Source organism: Sulfitobacter sp. L-8 (assembly GCF_056859255.1).
The window spans coordinates 25,043-41,060 of sequence record NZ_JBSXOD010000053.1; the positions used below are offsets into that span (position 1 = coordinate 25,043).

General features: G+C 55.0%; 14 protein-coding genes. 6 read left to right on the forward strand and 8 right to left on the reverse strand.

Annotated elements, in window-relative coordinates; translation table 11 throughout:
* Window positions 1-59 precede the first annotated feature (59 nt).
* Window positions 60-2,756 (reverse strand): preprotein translocase subunit SecA, encoded by a 2,697-nt coding sequence (gene secA, locus AC13DE_RS13490; protein WP_483048121.1) that lies wholly within the window; start codon window positions 2,754-2,756, stop codon window positions 60-62.
* Between the two features lie 174 nt (window positions 2,757-2,930).
* Here secA and AC13DE_RS13495 point away from each other — a divergent pair, with 174 nt between their 5' ends.
* The 5 genes from AC13DE_RS13495 (at window position 2,931) to AC13DE_RS13515 (ending at window position 7,445) form a co-directional block, all read left to right on the forward strand.
* Window positions 2,931-3,779, forward strand: a complete 849-nt coding sequence (locus AC13DE_RS13495) for a foldase protein PrsA (protein WP_446297492.1) — start codon at window positions 2,931-2,933, stop codon at window positions 3,777-3,779.
* Between the two features lie 2 nt (window positions 3,780-3,781).
* Entirely contained in the window at window positions 3,782-5,008 is a 1,227-nt protein-coding gene (gene argJ / locus AC13DE_RS13500) for a bifunctional glutamate N-acetyltransferase/amino-acid acetyltransferase ArgJ (RefSeq protein WP_483048122.1), read from the forward strand.
* Window positions 5,005-5,403 carry a (deoxy)nucleoside triphosphate pyrophosphohydrolase gene (locus AC13DE_RS13505; RefSeq protein WP_483048123.1) on the forward strand — a complete coding sequence of 133 codons (399 nt, stop codon included), beginning with the start codon at window positions 5,005-5,007 and terminating at the stop codon, window positions 5,401-5,403. Before argJ ends, AC13DE_RS13505 begins: the two co-directional genes overlap by 4 nt.
* 327 nt (window positions 5,404-5,730) lie before the next feature.
* Entirely contained in the window at window positions 5,731-6,651 is a 921-nt protein-coding gene (locus tag AC13DE_RS13510) for a diacylglycerol/lipid kinase family protein (protein ID WP_483048124.1), read from the forward strand.
* On the forward strand, window positions 6,648-7,445 hold the full coding sequence (locus tag AC13DE_RS13515) for a metallophosphoesterase family protein (protein ID WP_483048125.1): 798 nt from the start codon (window positions 6,648-6,650) through the stop codon (window positions 7,443-7,445). Before AC13DE_RS13510 ends, AC13DE_RS13515 begins: the two co-directional genes overlap by 4 nt.
* Window positions 7,446-7,451: 6 nt before the next feature.
* Here AC13DE_RS13515 and infB read toward each other — a convergent pair whose 3' ends face one another.
* The 6 genes from infB to pip all read right to left on the reverse strand — a co-directional run bounded on the left by infB (window position 7,452) and on the right by pip (window position 14,777).
* Window positions 7,452-9,932, reverse strand: a complete 2,481-nt coding sequence (infB, locus tag AC13DE_RS13520; protein ID WP_446297487.1) for a translation initiation factor IF-2 — start codon at window positions 9,930-9,932, stop codon at window positions 7,452-7,454.
* Window positions 9,933-9,941: 9 nt separating this feature from the next.
* Complete coding sequence (locus tag AC13DE_RS13525) at window positions 9,942-10,562, reverse strand: RNA-binding protein (protein ID WP_413851657.1); 621 nt, start codon at window positions 10,560-10,562, stop codon at window positions 9,942-9,944.
* Between the two features lie 22 nt (window positions 10,563-10,584).
* Entirely contained in the window at window positions 10,585-12,201 is a 1,617-nt protein-coding gene (nusA, locus tag AC13DE_RS13530; protein WP_446297486.1) for a transcription termination factor NusA, read from the reverse strand.
* Window positions 12,202-12,780, reverse strand: coding sequence for a ribosome maturation factor RimP (gene rimP, locus AC13DE_RS13535; RefSeq protein ID WP_446297485.1), 579 nt, complete (start codon window positions 12,778-12,780; stop codon window positions 12,202-12,204).
* A 174-nt stretch (window positions 12,781-12,954) separates the two neighbouring features.
* Window positions 12,955-13,809, reverse strand: a complete 855-nt coding sequence (locus tag AC13DE_RS13540; protein ID WP_483048126.1) for an ABC transporter substrate-binding protein — start codon at window positions 13,807-13,809, stop codon at window positions 12,955-12,957.
* Window positions 13,806-14,777, reverse strand: a complete 972-nt coding sequence (gene pip, locus AC13DE_RS13545; RefSeq protein ID WP_483048127.1) for a prolyl aminopeptidase — start codon at window positions 14,775-14,777, stop codon at window positions 13,806-13,808. Before pip ends, AC13DE_RS13540 begins: the two co-directional genes overlap by 4 nt.
* 48 nt (window positions 14,778-14,825) lie before the next feature.
* Here pip and ubiG point away from each other — a divergent pair, with 48 nt between their 5' ends.
* Window positions 14,826-15,572: a bifunctional 2-polyprenyl-6-hydroxyphenol methylase/3-demethylubiquinol 3-O-methyltransferase UbiG gene (ubiG, locus tag AC13DE_RS13550; RefSeq protein WP_446313584.1), complete on the forward strand. Its 747-nt coding sequence runs from the start codon at window positions 14,826-14,828 to the stop codon at window positions 15,570-15,572.
* Window positions 15,573-15,574: 2 nt separating this feature from the next.
* Here ubiG and AC13DE_RS13555 read toward each other — a convergent pair whose 3' ends face one another.
* Entirely contained in the window at window positions 15,575-16,012 is a 438-nt protein-coding gene (locus AC13DE_RS13555) for a MarR family winged helix-turn-helix transcriptional regulator (RefSeq protein ID WP_446297481.1), read from the reverse strand.
* Window positions 16,013-16,018 lie beyond the last annotated feature (6 nt).

A 16,018-nucleotide genomic window follows, 5' to 3' on the forward strand; every position in this document is an offset into this window, starting at 1 on the left:
CCAGAGTGGCGTGTGATTCACAGCAATTCATACCGAAAGCGAAAACTATAAGCCTTTGGTTACTCAACCTTACCGTGGCAATGCTTGAACTTCTTACCAGACCCACATGGGCATGGCTCATTCCTTGCCGGCGTTCCCCAAGTTGAAGTATCGCTTTCATCAAAGGCTGAATCTGCTGGTTTAGATTCCTGCTCTGGTGCCGACACCGGAGACTCCTTCTCGGCGACCTGTTGCTGTCCTTGCAACTGAGACATGATCTGCTGCTGTTCTTCTTCGGTCATTGGACGTATCTGAGCAAGCTTTTGTGTGACCTCAGTCCGCAAGCTATCCAGCATAGTCTCGAACAACTGGAAAGATTCATTCTTGTATTCATTCAAGGGATCACGTTGCGCGTACCCGCGGAATCCAACAACTGAACGCAGGTGCTCCAACGTCAACAGGTGATCACGCCATTTTCCGTCAATGGTCTGTAAAAGAACCTGCTTTTCAATATTGCGCATATTCTCTGCGCCGAACGCTTCGGTTTTTTCAGACATCATCTCGTCACTGGCACCGACAAGGCGTTCGCGAATAACCTCGTCATCAACGCCCTCTTCTTCGCACCATTTCGCGACCGGAACATCCAAATTTAACCGTTCCGCAACGGCTGCCTGAAAGCCTTGGGCATCCCACTGGTCCGCATATGTCTTGGCAGGCATGAATTCTTCGATCAGATCGTCGATAACCTGTTCGCGCATGTCAGCGGTAATTTCATAAAGGTCGGCTGCCTCCATGATGTCACGGCGTTGACCAAAAATAACCTTGCGCTGCTGGTTCATCACATCATCGAATTTCAACAACTGCTTACGAATATCAAAGTTGCGACCTTCGACCTTGGCCTGTGCGCGCTCCAGCGACTTGTTGACCCAAGGGTGCACAATCGCTTCGCCCTCTTTCAGGCCAAGCGTCGTCAACACTTTTTCCAACCGTTCAGACCCGAAAATCCGCATAAGGTCGTCTTCCAAGGAAAGATAGAATGACGAACGGCCAGGGTCACCCTGACGACCGGAACGTCCGCGCAGCTGGTTGTCGATCCGACGGCTTTCATGACGCTCGGACGCCAGAACATACAGGCCCCCAGCGTCGAGCACCTTTTTCTTTTCGTCCGCGTGTTCAGCCTCGATCTTGGCGCGAATTGCGACGGGGTCAGCTTCCGGGTCAGCATCCAGCGCCTCGATCACCTTCAGCTCGACGTTACCACCAAGCTGAATATCGGTGCCGCGTCCGGCCATGTTGGTCGCAATGGTCACCGCACCCAATTTACCGGCATCCGCGACGATCTGCGCTTCCTGTTCGTGCTGCCGGGCGTTCAGCACATTATGAGTGATGCCCGCTTCGTTCAGCATGTTGCTCAACATTTCGGATTTTTCGATCGAGGTGGTCCCAACCAGTACAGGCTGGCCAATTTTATTGGCTTCTTTGACCTTTTCGATCATCGCCTGATATTTCTCTAGGGCCGAACGATAGACCTGATCGTCTTCGTCCACCCTGGCAACCGGCACGTTGGTCGGGACAACAACGACCCCCAGCCCGTAAATCTCGGCGAATTCTTCGGCCTCGGTATCGGCAGTGCCCGTCATACCCGCCAGCTTGTCATACAAGCGGAAATAATTCTGGAAAGTCACCGAAGCGAGGGTCACGTTTTCCGGCTGGATCTGACACCCTTCCTTGGCTTCGATCGCTTGGTGCAGCCCTTCGGACAAACGGCGCCCAGCCATCATACGGCCAGTAAATTCGTCAATTAACATTACTTCGCCATCGCGAACAATATAGTCCTTGTCCCGTTGGAACAGCTTATGCGCACGCAACCCCTGGTTTATGTGATGTACCAGCGTCGTGCTTTCAGGGTCATACATCGTCAACCCTTCCTCAAGCAGTCCTTGCTTGCGCAACTCTTGCTCAAGGAATTCGTTACCATCCTCGGTAAACGTGACATTACGTGTTTTTTCATCCAGATCGTAATGAGATTCCTGCAAAAGCGGAATGAGCTTATCGACGGTTTTATACATCTCGGAACGGTCCTGTGATGGACCGGAGATAATCAGAGGCGTCCGTGCTTCGTCGATCAAGATACTGTCAACTTCGTCAACAATAGCGAAATTGTGGTGTTTTTGAAAAATCTGGCTCAGCTCAGACTTCATGTTGTCGCGTAAATAATCAAACCCAAGCTCATTGTTGGTGGCATAGGTGACATCGCAACTATAAGCGGCGCGTTTGTCGTCTTCGGTCATGCCCGACACAGCGGCACCCGTGGTCAGTCCAAGAGAAGCAAACACCTTCCCCATCCAGTCAGCGTCACGCTGCACCAGATATTCATTGACCGTTACAATATGAACGCCCTTCCCCGTCAGCGCATTCAAATATGCGGCCAAGGTCGCTGTCAGTGTTTTGCCTTCACCGGTCTTCTGCTCCGAGATATTTCCTTGATGCAGGAATATCGCAGACATCAGCTGTGTGTCAAAAGCGCGCAACCCCAAGGTGCGACGCGCACCTTCCCGGCAGTTGGCAAAAGCTTCCGGCAACAAATCATCAAGGCTTTCGCCGTCGTTCGCCCTCTTGCGAAGCTCTTCTGTTTTCTGCTTCAGCCCGTCATCTGACAAAGCTTGAAATTCGTCTTCCAGCGCGTTGATTTGTTCAACCAGCGGGCGTGTCGCCTTGATTTTACGGTCGTTGGGTGTCCCAAAGACTTTTTTGGCGAGTGTTCCGATGCCCAGCATGCAATCTCCTGCCGAAGTTATGTTGCGAGGCGTCATCTGCTTGCCGAGCCGCCATACAGCCCCTAGATACAGGACTGAACGTACGTCAAGCCGCGCCCATAGGGCGATGTAAGGGTCGTACTAAACCGTGTCAATGTAGCAGCCGTTGTGGCGCTCAAACCTTAGGACAGATAAATGCAAAAAACTCTCACTTTTCTGGCACCATTTGCGATCGCCGCATCGCTTGCTCTGCCTGTCTCCGCGCAAGAGGAAGTAAAGGCGGACACAGTTGTAGCCACAGTGAATGGCACGGATATCACCATCGGGAACATGATAATTGCGCGCGCCACACTGCCCGAGCAGTATCAACAGTTACCACCAGAAGTCCTGTTCAAAGGTATTCTGGACCAGCTGGTGCAACAAACCGCGATCTCTCAGGCGTATAAGGATGACCTCCCCAAGCGCGTCACGCTTGCGCTTGAAAACGAACGGCGTCAGCTGATCGCGGGTGAAGTCATTGAAAAGTCGATGGCCAAGGAAATCACCCCTGAAGAGCTTCAGGCAGCTTATGACGAAACCTATGCGAATGCCGAGCCTACGCAGGAATATAACGCGTCGCATATCTTGGTAGAGACCGAGGAAGATGCTTTGGCGGTCAAAGCCGAGATCGAAGGCGGTGCCGATTTTGCCGAGGTCGCCAAGGAAAAGTCGACAGGTCCGTCCGGCCCATCTGGTGGTTCGTTGGGATGGTTTGGTCCAGGCATGATGGTCCCGGCCTTCGAAACAGCAGTAGCGGAACTTGAAGTTGGTGACATTTCTGCGCCTGTGAAAACGCAATTCGGCTGGCACATCATCAAGCTGGAAGACAAACGCAGCAAAGAAGCTCCTGCTCTGGAAGAAGTCAAAGCTGAACTTGAAACGCAGGTGCGTCAGATCAAGGCACAAGCCATGATCGAAGAGCTGACTGCTGCTGCGACAGTTGACCGCACCGCCGCAGAAGGCATCGACCCGACTGTTCTTACCAACATTGGCCTTCTGGAGTAATTATGGGCAAAGTCTCGGCCGTATCCCCGCTAGCCCCTGATCACTTTCCACAACTACCAGTGATTGAGGGAGTGCGTTTTGCAACCATTGCGGCGGGGGTGCGGTACCAGGGCCGCACCGACGTGATGCTTGCGGTCTTGGCACCGGGGTCGACGGTGGCAGGTGCGTTTACAAAATCTGCCACCCGCGCGGCACCGGTTCTGGATTGTCAGGCAAAGATCGGCGGCGTTTCTGAAGACGGTGCCGCTATTCTGGTGAACTCCGGGAATGCCAATGCCTTTACCGGAAAGAACGGTGTGGCCGCCGTTGAGGCAATCACCGCCGCAGTGGCGGAGGTTTGCGGCATATCGCAGTCTCGTGTTTTCACATCGTCTACGGGCGTGATCGGCGAACCCTTGCCGCATGAACGTGTGACCGCCGTGCTGCCCCAGCTTCAAAGCAAGCTCGACCCCGAAGGCATCTCTGATGCTGCCAAGGCGATCATGACCACCGATACCTTTCCCAAAGGGGCGAGAGAAGAGATCGAAATAGACGGTAAAGCAGTCTCTATTGCAGGGATCGCTAAGGGCTCCGGGATGATCGCACCTGATATGGCGACCATGTTGGTCTATATCTTCACGGACGCGATTGTCAGTCAAAGCGCCTTGCAAAAGATGTTGTCACGACACACCGAAACAACGTTCAATTGCATTACCGTAGATAGTGACACGTCGACTTCGGACAGTCTTATTTTGGCGGCGACGGGTGCATCTGGCGTCGATGCAAGTGAAAGCGGCGCGTTTTCAGATGCATTATACCGCGTTATGCTGAACTTGGCGCATCAAGTCGTCCAGGATGGGGAAGGTGCTACCAAATTCGTTGAAATTGCTGTCACCGGTGCGGCGACAGATGAAGATGCCAAGATACACGGTATGGCTATCGCCAACTCTCCCCTGATCAAGACCGCGATCGCAGGGCAGGACCCGAATTGGGGCCGCGTGGTCATGGCCATCGGTAAATCTGGGGCTGCTGCCGATCGTGACCGGCTGTCGATCCGTTTTGGTGATATCGAAGTAGCCAAGGAAGGCTGGCGTAGCCCGAACTATTCAGAAGAAGCGGCTGCTGCCCATATGAAAGGTCAGAACATCGTTATCGGCGTGGATTTGGGGATCGGTGAAGGCAAGGCCACTGTGTGGACCTGTGATCTGACCCACGGTTACATCGACATCAACGCAGATTACCGTTCGTGACCATGGTGGTGGTCTCGGCCGTCGCTTTGATCGACGTGGACGGGCGGGTGCTTTTGGCACAGCGCCCGCCCGGAAAGCCCATGGCGGGTCTTTGGGAGTTTCCCGGCGGAAAAGTCGAAGCCGGCGAAACGCCCGAAGCCGCGTTGATAAGAGAATTGCACGAAGAGCTCGGGATCGATACCTGGGCGTCCTGTCTTGCTCCTCTTACCTTTGCCAGCCACGCTTACGAAGATTTCCACTTGCTGATGCCACTTTTCGCCTGTCGAAAATGGCAAGGGACGCCGCAATCGAATGAAGGTCAGGCGCTGAAGTGGGTCAGACCCAACGCATTGAAAGACTATCCAATGCCTGCGGCTGATATTCCTCTGATTTCAATTTTGCGTGACTGGCTCTGATCGACCGAGTCATTGTTGCCGCAGTCTCGCAAATTTGATTAAAATTCATGCAATGTTGCTAGACAGAATAAACTCCCTCCTTGTATTTGTTTGATAATTACCTTTCGGGAGGAATTCATGCTTCGCACGATCACAATCGGTTCGACGGTATCTATTCAGGGAGTGTTCGTACGCGATCTTCCTAATGGACGTATCGCTGTCCAAGTTGACAGCGAAGTGTTCTCGGGCAAACCGATCAGCCAAAAAAATTAGAGCTTTCTTGCTTGGCCTCATCTGAACCAACGTCATTCTTGGGCGTTTGCCTATAGCAATATAGGTAGGATGCAGATGAAGCCCGAACACGTAATAATAATATTGAACAACGGTTCAGGGCTTGAAGATGGTCCCGAACGCAAGGCCAAGATCGCCGACCGGTTTAAACACCACGGGATCCCCGCCTCATTTGTGACCTTTGACCCCGGTGCTGATCTTGAAAAAACCGCCCGCGACACGGCGGCTAAATCCCCCAATTCTACAATAGTAGCCTCTGGCGGCGATGGGACAATAAGCGGTGTTGCCGCAGGTCTGGCAGGACTTCCCAACCAGTTTGGGATCATTGCCTCGGGTACTTTTAATTACTTCGCCAGGTCATTGAATCTGCCCGAGACGGTGGAAGAGGCAATTGATGTCATTGCACGCGGCAAAATTCGCCCCACCGGCATTGCAATGATCAACGACAAGGTATTCCTGAACAACGCCAGCATCGGTGCATATGCGGCCATCCTGCAAACCCGAGAGGGCATATACAAAAGATGGGGGCGCAGCCGCGTGGCCGCCTATTGGTCGGTGGTAAAGGCGTTGGCGACCTTGCGCGCGCCGCTAAAGCTAACCGTTACCTATGATGGGAAATCCTTTAGCCACCGCACGCCCATTGTTTTCGCGATCAGCAACGCCTTCCAGCTCAATCAGATGGGGTTGAGTGGCGAAGACTGCATCGCCAACGGCGGAATGGTTTTGCTTATCGCACCCGATACCAACCGCTGGGGGCTGTTTAAACATGCCGCAGCGCTGGCATTGGGGATGGCTAAACGTCAAACGGATTATCAAATGCATTGTAGCACAGAGTTCACGTTGGAAATGTCGTATAAATCCCGGGCCGTCGCCCGTGACGGAGAACTGGCCCGCATGAAGGGACCGTTCAAGCTGAGTATGCAGCCCAATGCGTTGAATCTGATCGTCCCGGAATCGTTCGACGAGCCTGTACGATGAGCAAGCTTGTTCATCTATCCGACCTACACTTTGGTAAGGATCGGCCGGACCTTCTGGACCCCCTCGTTAGCTGTGTGAATGAACTTTGTCCCGACCTTGTTGCGATATCCGGCGATTTTACCCAACGGGCGCGGGACCGGCAATTCGAGGAAGCCCATAACTTCATCTCAATGATAGAAGCGCCGGTATTGGGCGTGCCTGGTAATCACGACGTATTGTTGGACCGGCCATTCAGGCGGTTTTTTTTACCGTGGCGCGGCTACAAGAAGTGGATCAACCCTGATCTGACCCCCCAGTTCGAGAATGACACCATGATCGTCGTGGGCGTTAATTCAGTTGATCGTTTTTCCTGGCAGACCGGTCGCCTTTCACCGAGCCGTATCAAACATGCCTGTACCGCAATGTCGAATGCGCCGCATGGCAAAGCACGGATTCTTGTCGTTCATCACCCGCTGGAACACCCTGCTGAGACCAAGAAAAAACCGATTCCGGGCGCTAGAAAAGCGCTTGAGAAACTTTTGACGTGCGGGGCGAACCTGATCTTATCAGGTCATCTGCACACATGGCACGCCGGGAACTTTACGGTCAAGTCCCATGGTACCAAAGCAGTACAGCTTCATGCCGGGACCAGCCTGTCTTCACGAGTGCGGGGCGAACCGAATGATTTCAACGTGATAGATATTTCAGACGATCATATCACCATAGAACGCTACGGCTTTAACGAAGATTCTCGGCTGTTTGAAGCGGCAGAAGCCCGGCAATTCAACCGGGCCTCCGAAATCATTTCTGACTGACGACAATCACGCCAGCGTGCGAACCACTTCTTCCCGTGTGAAGATTTCGATAACATCGCCTGGGCGGATATCTTCGTAGTTTTCGAACGCCATACCGCATTCCTGGCCCGATGGCACTTCGGCGACTTCATCCTTGAACCGCTTCAGTGTTTTCAAAGTGCCTTCGTGGATCACGACGTCATCCCGCAACAAACGCACGCCCGCTGCGCGGCTTGCCTTGCCTTCAGTAACCAAACAACCGGCAACTTTGCCGACACCGGTGACCTTGAACACCTCTTTGATCGTCGCATAGCCGATGAAGTGTTCGCGGATTTCGTTGCTGAGCAGGCCGCTTGCAGCCGCTTTCACGTCGTCAACCATGTCATAGATGACCGAGTAATAGCGGATCTCGACACCCTTTTGGTTCGCTGTGGCACGCGCCGACGCATTGGCCCGCACGTTAAAGCCGATGATCGGTGCATTGGACGCTTCTGCCAGCCCCACATCAGTGTCAGTGATGGCACCAACGCCGGAATGCAGAACCCGAACCCGAACTTCCTCGTTGCCGATCTTCTCCATCGCCTGAACGATCGCTTCTGCAGAACCTTGAACGTCCGCTTTGATCAACAATGGCAGCTCGCTTACGGTTTCGTTCGCCTTGGCGTTCGCCATCAGCTGCTCGAGAGTGGTCGCGGCACCCGCAGCAGCCCGCTTGTCCTTGGCCGCGTTGGCGCGATATTGTGCGATTTCGCGTGCTTGGGCTTCGGTACCAGTCACGTTCAGAACGTCGCCTGCTCCGGGTGTCCCGTTCAGACCAAGAACTTCGACCGGAACAGATGGCCCCGCTTCCTTGATACGCTCGCCTTGGTCGTTGATCAGCGCACGGACCTTACCGTACTGCTCGCCGACAACAAAGATATCACCTTGCCGCAACGTACCGTTCTGAATCAGAACGGTCGCGACCGGACCCCGGCCAACGTCAAGCTGCGCTTCGATGACAGCACCAATAGCAGGACGGTTGGGGTTGGCTTTCAGTTCCAGCAGTTCCGCTTGCAGTGCGATGGCTTCCAGCAGTTCGTCCAGACCTTGACCCGTGGTCGCCGATACTTCGACGTCCTGTGTTTCACCGGACATCTTCTCAACGATGACCTCGTGCTGAAGAAGGTCCGTACGGACTTTGTCAGGGTTGGCTTCGTATTTGTCGATCTTGTTGATCGCCACGATCATCGGCACCTTGGCCGCTTTCGCGTGGTTGATCGCTTCGATCGTCTGCGGCATGACAGCATCGTCTGCCGCAACCACTAGAACCACGATATCCGTGACCTGAGCCCCACGAGAACGCATCGACGTGAATGCCGCGTGACCGGGCGTGTCCAGAAAGCTAAGGACCTGACCGCTGTCGGTTGTCACCTGATAGGCACCGATGTGCTGGGTGATACCGCCCGCTTCGCCGGATTGAACCTTGGCTTTGCGGATCGCATCCAGAAGCGATGTCTTACCGTGGTCAACGTGACCCATGATCGTGATGACCGGAGGACGCGTAACCAAATCTTTCGGATCGTCTTCGGCTTCCTTGATCACGTCTTCAACATCCGCATCGGAAACCCGCACGACTTTGTGACCGAATTCTTCGATGATCAATTCCGCAGTATCGGCATCAATGGTTTCGTTTTGCGTTACCATCATTCCGTTGTTCATCAGCGCTTTTACGACGGCACCGACACGTTCGGCCATACGGTTCGCCAGTTCGGACACCATGATCGCCGGCGGCAGATTCACATTGCGCACGACTTTTTCGCGCTCAACCGACCCACCCATCGCCTTTTGACGTTGGCGTTCCTGCTTGCGCTTCATCTGCGCCATGGAGCGTTGACGCCCGCCTTCGCCCCCAGTCAAAGCCTGGTTAAGCGTCAGCTTTCCGGAACGACGGCTGTCGTCGCCACCCTTGTTGCGCTTGCTGGTTTCCTCGCGGTCGCTTTCTTTCTTGCGAGCCGCTGGTGTCGGTGCGCCACTTTTGATGTTGGGCGTGCGCGGCGCTGCGGGCGCGGCAGGGGTTGCTGCAACAACGGCAGCGGCTTCCGCTTCCTGCTTGCGACGCTCGTCTTCCTCGGCTTTTGCCTTCAGACTCTCTTCGCGTTCACGCTCTTCAGCCTCTTTGGCTTCGATCTCTGCACGACGGCGCTCGCGGTCTTCTGCACGCGCTTTTTCTTCGGCTTCACGCGCTTCGGCTTCTTCCGCCTCACGGGCACGGGCAGCCTGAACCGCCTTTAGCCGGCGCTCCATTTCCGAGTCTGTAATACCTGCGGGACGCTTTGAGGGATCCCCAAGCGATGGATTATTACCGCTGCCGGGCTTTGCGCCAGCAGGTTTGGGCACCACAACGCGCTTGCGCTTGGTCTCGACCACGACGTTTTTGGTACGTCCGTGGCTAAAGCTTTGCTTTACGTTACCCGGGCGCGAAGGTGCACCCCGAAGGCCCAATGTCTTTTTGCCGTCACTATCGCTCATGAAGCTCGTCTATCCTTTCGGGTGACCGTTGCCACCCTCGTTTATGCGCACGCCTTTTAACCGCTGAGCTTCCTCTACAACACGAGAGGTGAGTCCACCAGAGGCGAGCGCCCCATGTATCACAGTTTGGCGACCGAATGCCAAACCCAATTCGTCTGCCGTCAGCCAGCCAATATAATGACCGAAATGCGGTGTACTAAGTTTCGATTTTCCGCGCCCGGACCCATCAACCGCTTGGATCAGAACCTCGGCCTCTTCCATTTGCAGCCAACCTTTGACTTTCTCATAGCCAGCAACTGCCTTACCGGCCTTGCGCTGAAGCGAGATCAGATCGACTACACGGCGGACAAGCTGCTTTTCAACTTCGTCTACCAAATTCCCATCAACCTTGACAGGTTGCTTTGCGGACCGGGCAAAGAGCCCTTTTTTCGCCGCGGTTTCCAAGGCGGCACGATCCGCCGAAACATACATGCCCCGCCCTGGCAGCTTTCCCAGAATATCCGGGAAAACCAGCATGTCAGGGCCGACGACAAAGCGGATCAACCCGTTTTTCGGTTGTGATTCGCCTGTGGCAATGCACTTCCGTTCAGGGCTACCGTCCCGTTCTTTCGAAATGTCACCGCGCCCCATATTATCCCTCCTCGACCTGCGCTCAGGCCTCGGCCTCGTCGTCTGTTAAATCATCCTCATCGACGTTGTCTGCTTCAAGCTCGGTCGGGTCAACCCAGCCCAGTAGAACACGCGCTGTCATGATCAGCTTTTGGGCTTCCTCCAAAGACATATCAAAGGGTTCCAACGTACCATCGTCCTTGGTACGTTCGCCATTAACAGTGGTCCACCCACCAGCCAGTTCCCAATCTGCACACGTCGCAAAATCTTCGAGCGTTTTAACGTCGTCCTTTGCGAGTGCTTCAATCATCTGGGGTGTCAGGCCTTCAAATTCAATAAGCGTGTCGTCCACACCCAGCGCACGGGCCGCATCCAAGGCCGCTTTGTTCTGCGCTTCCAACACATCACGGGCACGGGCCTGCAATTCGCTGGCCGTGTCTTCGTCAACACCGTCAATGACCAGCAACTCGTCCACTTCGACATAGGCGACTTCTTCGAGGTTTGTGAACCCTTCGGAGACCAGAAGCTGGGCAAAGAATTCGTCCAGATCCAGATTATCCATGAACAGCTTGGTGCGCAGCTCGAACTCGGCCTGACGGCGGGCGCTTTCCTGCTCTTCGGTCATGATGTCGATGTCCAGACCGGTCAGCTGCGAGGCCAGACGCACGTTCTGGCCACGGCGGCCAATCGCCAGCGACAGTTGTTCTTCGGGAACGACGACTTCGATCTTGCCGGCTTCCTCGTCCAGAACAACCTTGGAGACTTCAGCAGGCTGAAGCGCGTTCACAAGGAACGTGGGCTGGTCTTCGTTCCACGGGATAATGTCGATCTTTTCGCCCTGAAGCTCGTTCACAACGGCCTGAACACGGCTGCCGCGCATACCAACGCAGGCCCCCACAGGGTCGATGGAGCCATCATAAGAGATGACAGCGATTTTCGCGCGCGAACCGGGGTCACGGGCAACGGCCTTGATCTCGATGATGCCGTCATAGATTTCAGGCACTTCCATCTTGAACAGTTCGGCCATGAATTCCGGCGCGGTGCGGCTCAGGAAGATCTGCGGGCCACGCTGTTCGCGACGCACGTCCTTGATGTACACGCGGATACGGTCGTTCGGGCGATAGCTTTCGCGGCCGATTTTCTCGTTGCGACGCAGAATCGCTTCGCCAGCGCCCACATCGACGATGACGTTGCCATATTCCTCGCGCTTGACCAGACCGTTGATGATTGTACCGGCGCGGTCCTTGAATTCTTCGTACTGGCGGTCGCGTTCGGCTTCGCGCACCTTCTGCAAGATCACCTGCTTGGCGGATTGCGCGGCGATACGGCCCATTTCGACGGGCGGGACTTCTTCGGAAAACTCCTGACCGATTTCGGGGTTCGCCATATACTGCTTGGCCTGCTCTACGGTGAATTCAGCCTGATAGTTCTCAAGCTCGTCATCGGCCACAACCGTGCGCACACGGGTAAAGGTCGCGCGACCGGTCTTGCGGTCGATGGAAACGCGAATGTCCATCTCAGCGCCATACCGCGACTTGGCGGCCCGAGCGAGCGATTCTTCCATCGCTTCAACCACCAGGTTAGGGTCGATCATCTTTTCGCGGGCAACAGCCTCGGCGGTTTGCAGCAGTTCCAGCTGGTTGGCAGATGTAATGGCCATTTAGTCGTCTCCCTCGGTGGACCCTTCGGTCTCGATGTCATCGAATTTGGTTTCGTCAATCGCACCGGACGCTTTGCGTTGGCGCAGCATTTCTTTGATCAGATCGTCGGTCAGGACCAGTTTGGCGTCAGTAAGCCAGTCGAATTTCAGTCCGATGGTGCCTTCCTCGACGTTGATCAGCACCTCGTCATCCTCGACGCCCGCAAGTTCGCCTTTGAAACGGCGGCGACCGTCGATCAGTTCGCCGGTTTCGATTTTGGCTTCATATCCCTCGAACATCTCGAAGTCCTTGAGCCTTGTCAGCGGGCGGTCGATGCCAGGGCTCGATACCTCGAGCGTGTATTCTTCGATAATGGGGTCTTCGACATCCAGAACCGCGCTTACGGCCTGACTGACCAAAGCAAGCTCATCAACTTCTATACCGCCATCGGGACGATCGGCCATAATCTGCAATGTTGTCAGTTTACCCGACATCAATCGGACGCGCACCAACTCGAATCCCATATCCTCGATCACCGGAGTGATGATTTCGGCCATGCGACGGTCAATGGCGGCTTTTGCAATCAGGTCGTTATTCATAGTCTCACTTATCGTCCTACAGTTTTCGGCAGGCACAAAAAAACGGGCGCGCGGCCCGTGTTCAAGATCGGTGGAGCATTTGGTGTGGACCCCGATGCGCCGCTGTTGAAACGTCATATACGCCCGTCCATACGAAACCGCAAGCCCCGTCTGGTTCGGGCCTGCGAACCGTCGCTAGGCGAACCACCATCTTTCGGCGGCGCGCAGATTATCCAAGGGGCGAAATTGACCGGTTTTGCCGGGCATAGCCACATTGCGCGATACTGCATGCGTCATGCCCCGCGTTGATGGCATGAGTACGATATCGTCCAAACCTGCAAGGAATTCCGCGTCTTTTACGTCCGCCACATCCACCATATATTCGGCCATTGCTTGCGCACGGACTGCTTCGGCAGGAATTGATACCAGTTCAACTGCATCGAACCAGCCTGCGTTGGCTCCCTTGTAGTGGTCGCTCACACGCTCGGCCAAAACTTGCTGACCCGGTGTAAACCGACGCAACCGATAAAGACCTGTACCGACCCCGGACAAGGGGGCGTGCGCGGCACCGATAACATGGTCAGGTCCCGACAAAGTGAACGGCAAATTCATCGACGGTACGGCCAAGGTGATACGTACCAGATATGGCGTGACTGCTTCGACAAGTCCTTCCAACATCAACGACGCAACAACGTCCTTCGCGGTCATAGGGTACCCGTCATGGAACTGCACGTCTTCGCGCAGGTCGAATTCCCACACCCCCCCGTCGGCAGAACCACGCCAGCTGGTCGCCAATTCCCCGCGCAATGTACCATCAGCGGCGATTTCCGTAAGCGTGTCAAAGATCAGCCCCTGCCGGGCAACCTGCATGAACAATCCGTTGCCCCGATCCCAACTGTCGCTTCGCGAAGCGCCTGACAGCGCCATACGCAAGCGACCGCCCGTCTTGGGTGCCACAGCCGCAGACACCCCAGTGGCCGCCAGCAACGCAGCGGCAGCCCCGGTCGCAAACAAGGCACGACGATCCATCAAGGAACGGGAACGAGTCATCCGGCGGCGATCCTGTCCATCACGCGCACCAATTCCGCGCTGATGCCCGGTTCGGACAGAGCGTGCCCCGCGTTGCGCACCATCTTCAGTTCGGCGTTCGGCCAAGCCTGCGCCAAGTGATAAGCGCTGGTCGGTGGGCAAATCATATCATATCTACCTTGCACAATTACCCCGGGAATATGGGCAATCCTGTCCACATTGGCAAGGATCTGTCCGTCAAAGTCGAGAAACCCTGCGTTCATGAAATAGTGATTCTCGAGCCGCGCGAACGTGCGCGAATATTCCCCGGGCCCCTCATGGGACCCACCGGATGAATGAATCGACGCCAACGCGTTTTCCCAAGCAGCCCATGCCCTCCCATATTTGACTTCGGTCATGCGGTCGCCGCAAAACAAACGTTTATGATATGCAGCGATCATATCACCGCGTTCGTTTTCAGGGATCAAATCGCTGAACCGCGCCCAAAGTTCGGGCCAGAATTTCCCCGCACCACCGCCGTAAAACCAATCCAGCTCAGCTTGGGTCATCATGAACACGCCGCGCAGAATGATATTGCGCACATGCTCGGGATGGGTCTCGGCGTATATTAACGCCAGTGTCGCACCCCAGCTTCCGCCAAACGCGATCCAGCTGTCGATGCCAAGCTCTTGTCGGATCCGTTCGATATCCCTGACCAAATCCCATGTGGTGTTATTGGTGACCGAAGCAAAAGGCTTTGATCTCCCGCAGCCGCGTTGATCAAACAGAATCACGCGGTATTTGTCGGGGTTAAAATAACGCCGCATTGACGGACTGCACCCGCCGCCCGGACCACCATGAAGCACAATAACGGGGATACCCCTGGGGTTGCCGCATTGTTCGAAATAGACTGTGTGACCATCGCCCACATCCATCATTCGCTGATCAAAAGGATCAATCGGCGGATAAAGATATTGCACTGCTCGCTTTTGGTCCGAGAATTTGTCCATTACAGCCCTATATAGTTGTTGAGTCCAAAAGAGCACAGAGAGATCAAAATGCAAGCGCCACAAAGCACCGTTGACCCGGCCGAGATTGAAAAGTTTCAGGCCATGGCCGCCGAATGGTGGGATGAGAACGGCAAGTTCAAGCCGTTGCATATGCTTAATCCCTGCCGTCTGGATTATATCACCAGCCAAATTGCCGGCGAATTCGACCGCGATCTGAAGTCCTCACATCCGTTTCAGGGATTGCGTATTCTGGATATCGGCTGCGGCGGCGGCTTGCTGTCCGAACCCATGGCTCGGTTGGGCGCTGAAGTCGTTGGCGCGGATGCGGCGGCAGGCAATATCCCGGTCGCTCGGGTCCACGCTGAACAATCCGGGCTAATAATAGATTACCGTCACACCACCGCAGAGGCCATGGCCGAAGCGGGCGAACAGTTCGACGTGGTGTTGAATATGGAGGTGGTGGAGCATGTGGCGTCACCTATCAACTATCTTATCGCCTGCCGAACCCTGCTCAAACCCGGAGGGCTGCATATCTGTTCGACGCTGAACCGAAACCCAAAATCGTTCATGATGGCGATTATCGGTGCGGAACATGTGATGCGTTGGTTGCCAAAGGGTACGCATGACTGGTCGAAATTCATTACCCCCGACGAATTGTTCGCCCTGCTTCATGACGCCGGCCTCACGGCTGTTGACCGCAAGGGGTTCGTATTCAACCCGATTACCTGGTCCTGGAGCCTGTCGGACCGCGACTTGAGCGTGAACTACGTTACCGCCAGCCTCAAACCCGAATAATACTAATCCTCGGCGTGACGGCGTAATGCGCGCAAGGTTTCCAGTGTCGCACGGACCTGTTCTTCACCCAGTTCATCTGCGACATTGCTGATTAACGGAGTAATCGCGCGAATGGCGTCGTCGCGGGCATTACGACCCGCGGGGCTGATGGCCACCATCTTGCGACGCGCATCATCCCAATCGGGCCGGATATGAACATACCCTGCCCATACCAGCTTGTTCAACGTATTGGTCATTGCCCCGCGTGTGACGTTGAAGGTTTCGGCCAGTTGTGCAGGTGTCTTTTCACCGTCATGCCACGCTAGGTTATTAAGCACCGAAAAATGCGAAATTTCCATGCCTTTCGGAAGCACCCGTGTCAGACGGTTACGCATTCGTTGATCCGCTGACAGCAATTCGCTGATCAAAGTAATCGCAAGAGAGTTTCGATTTTCAGTCATATGGCA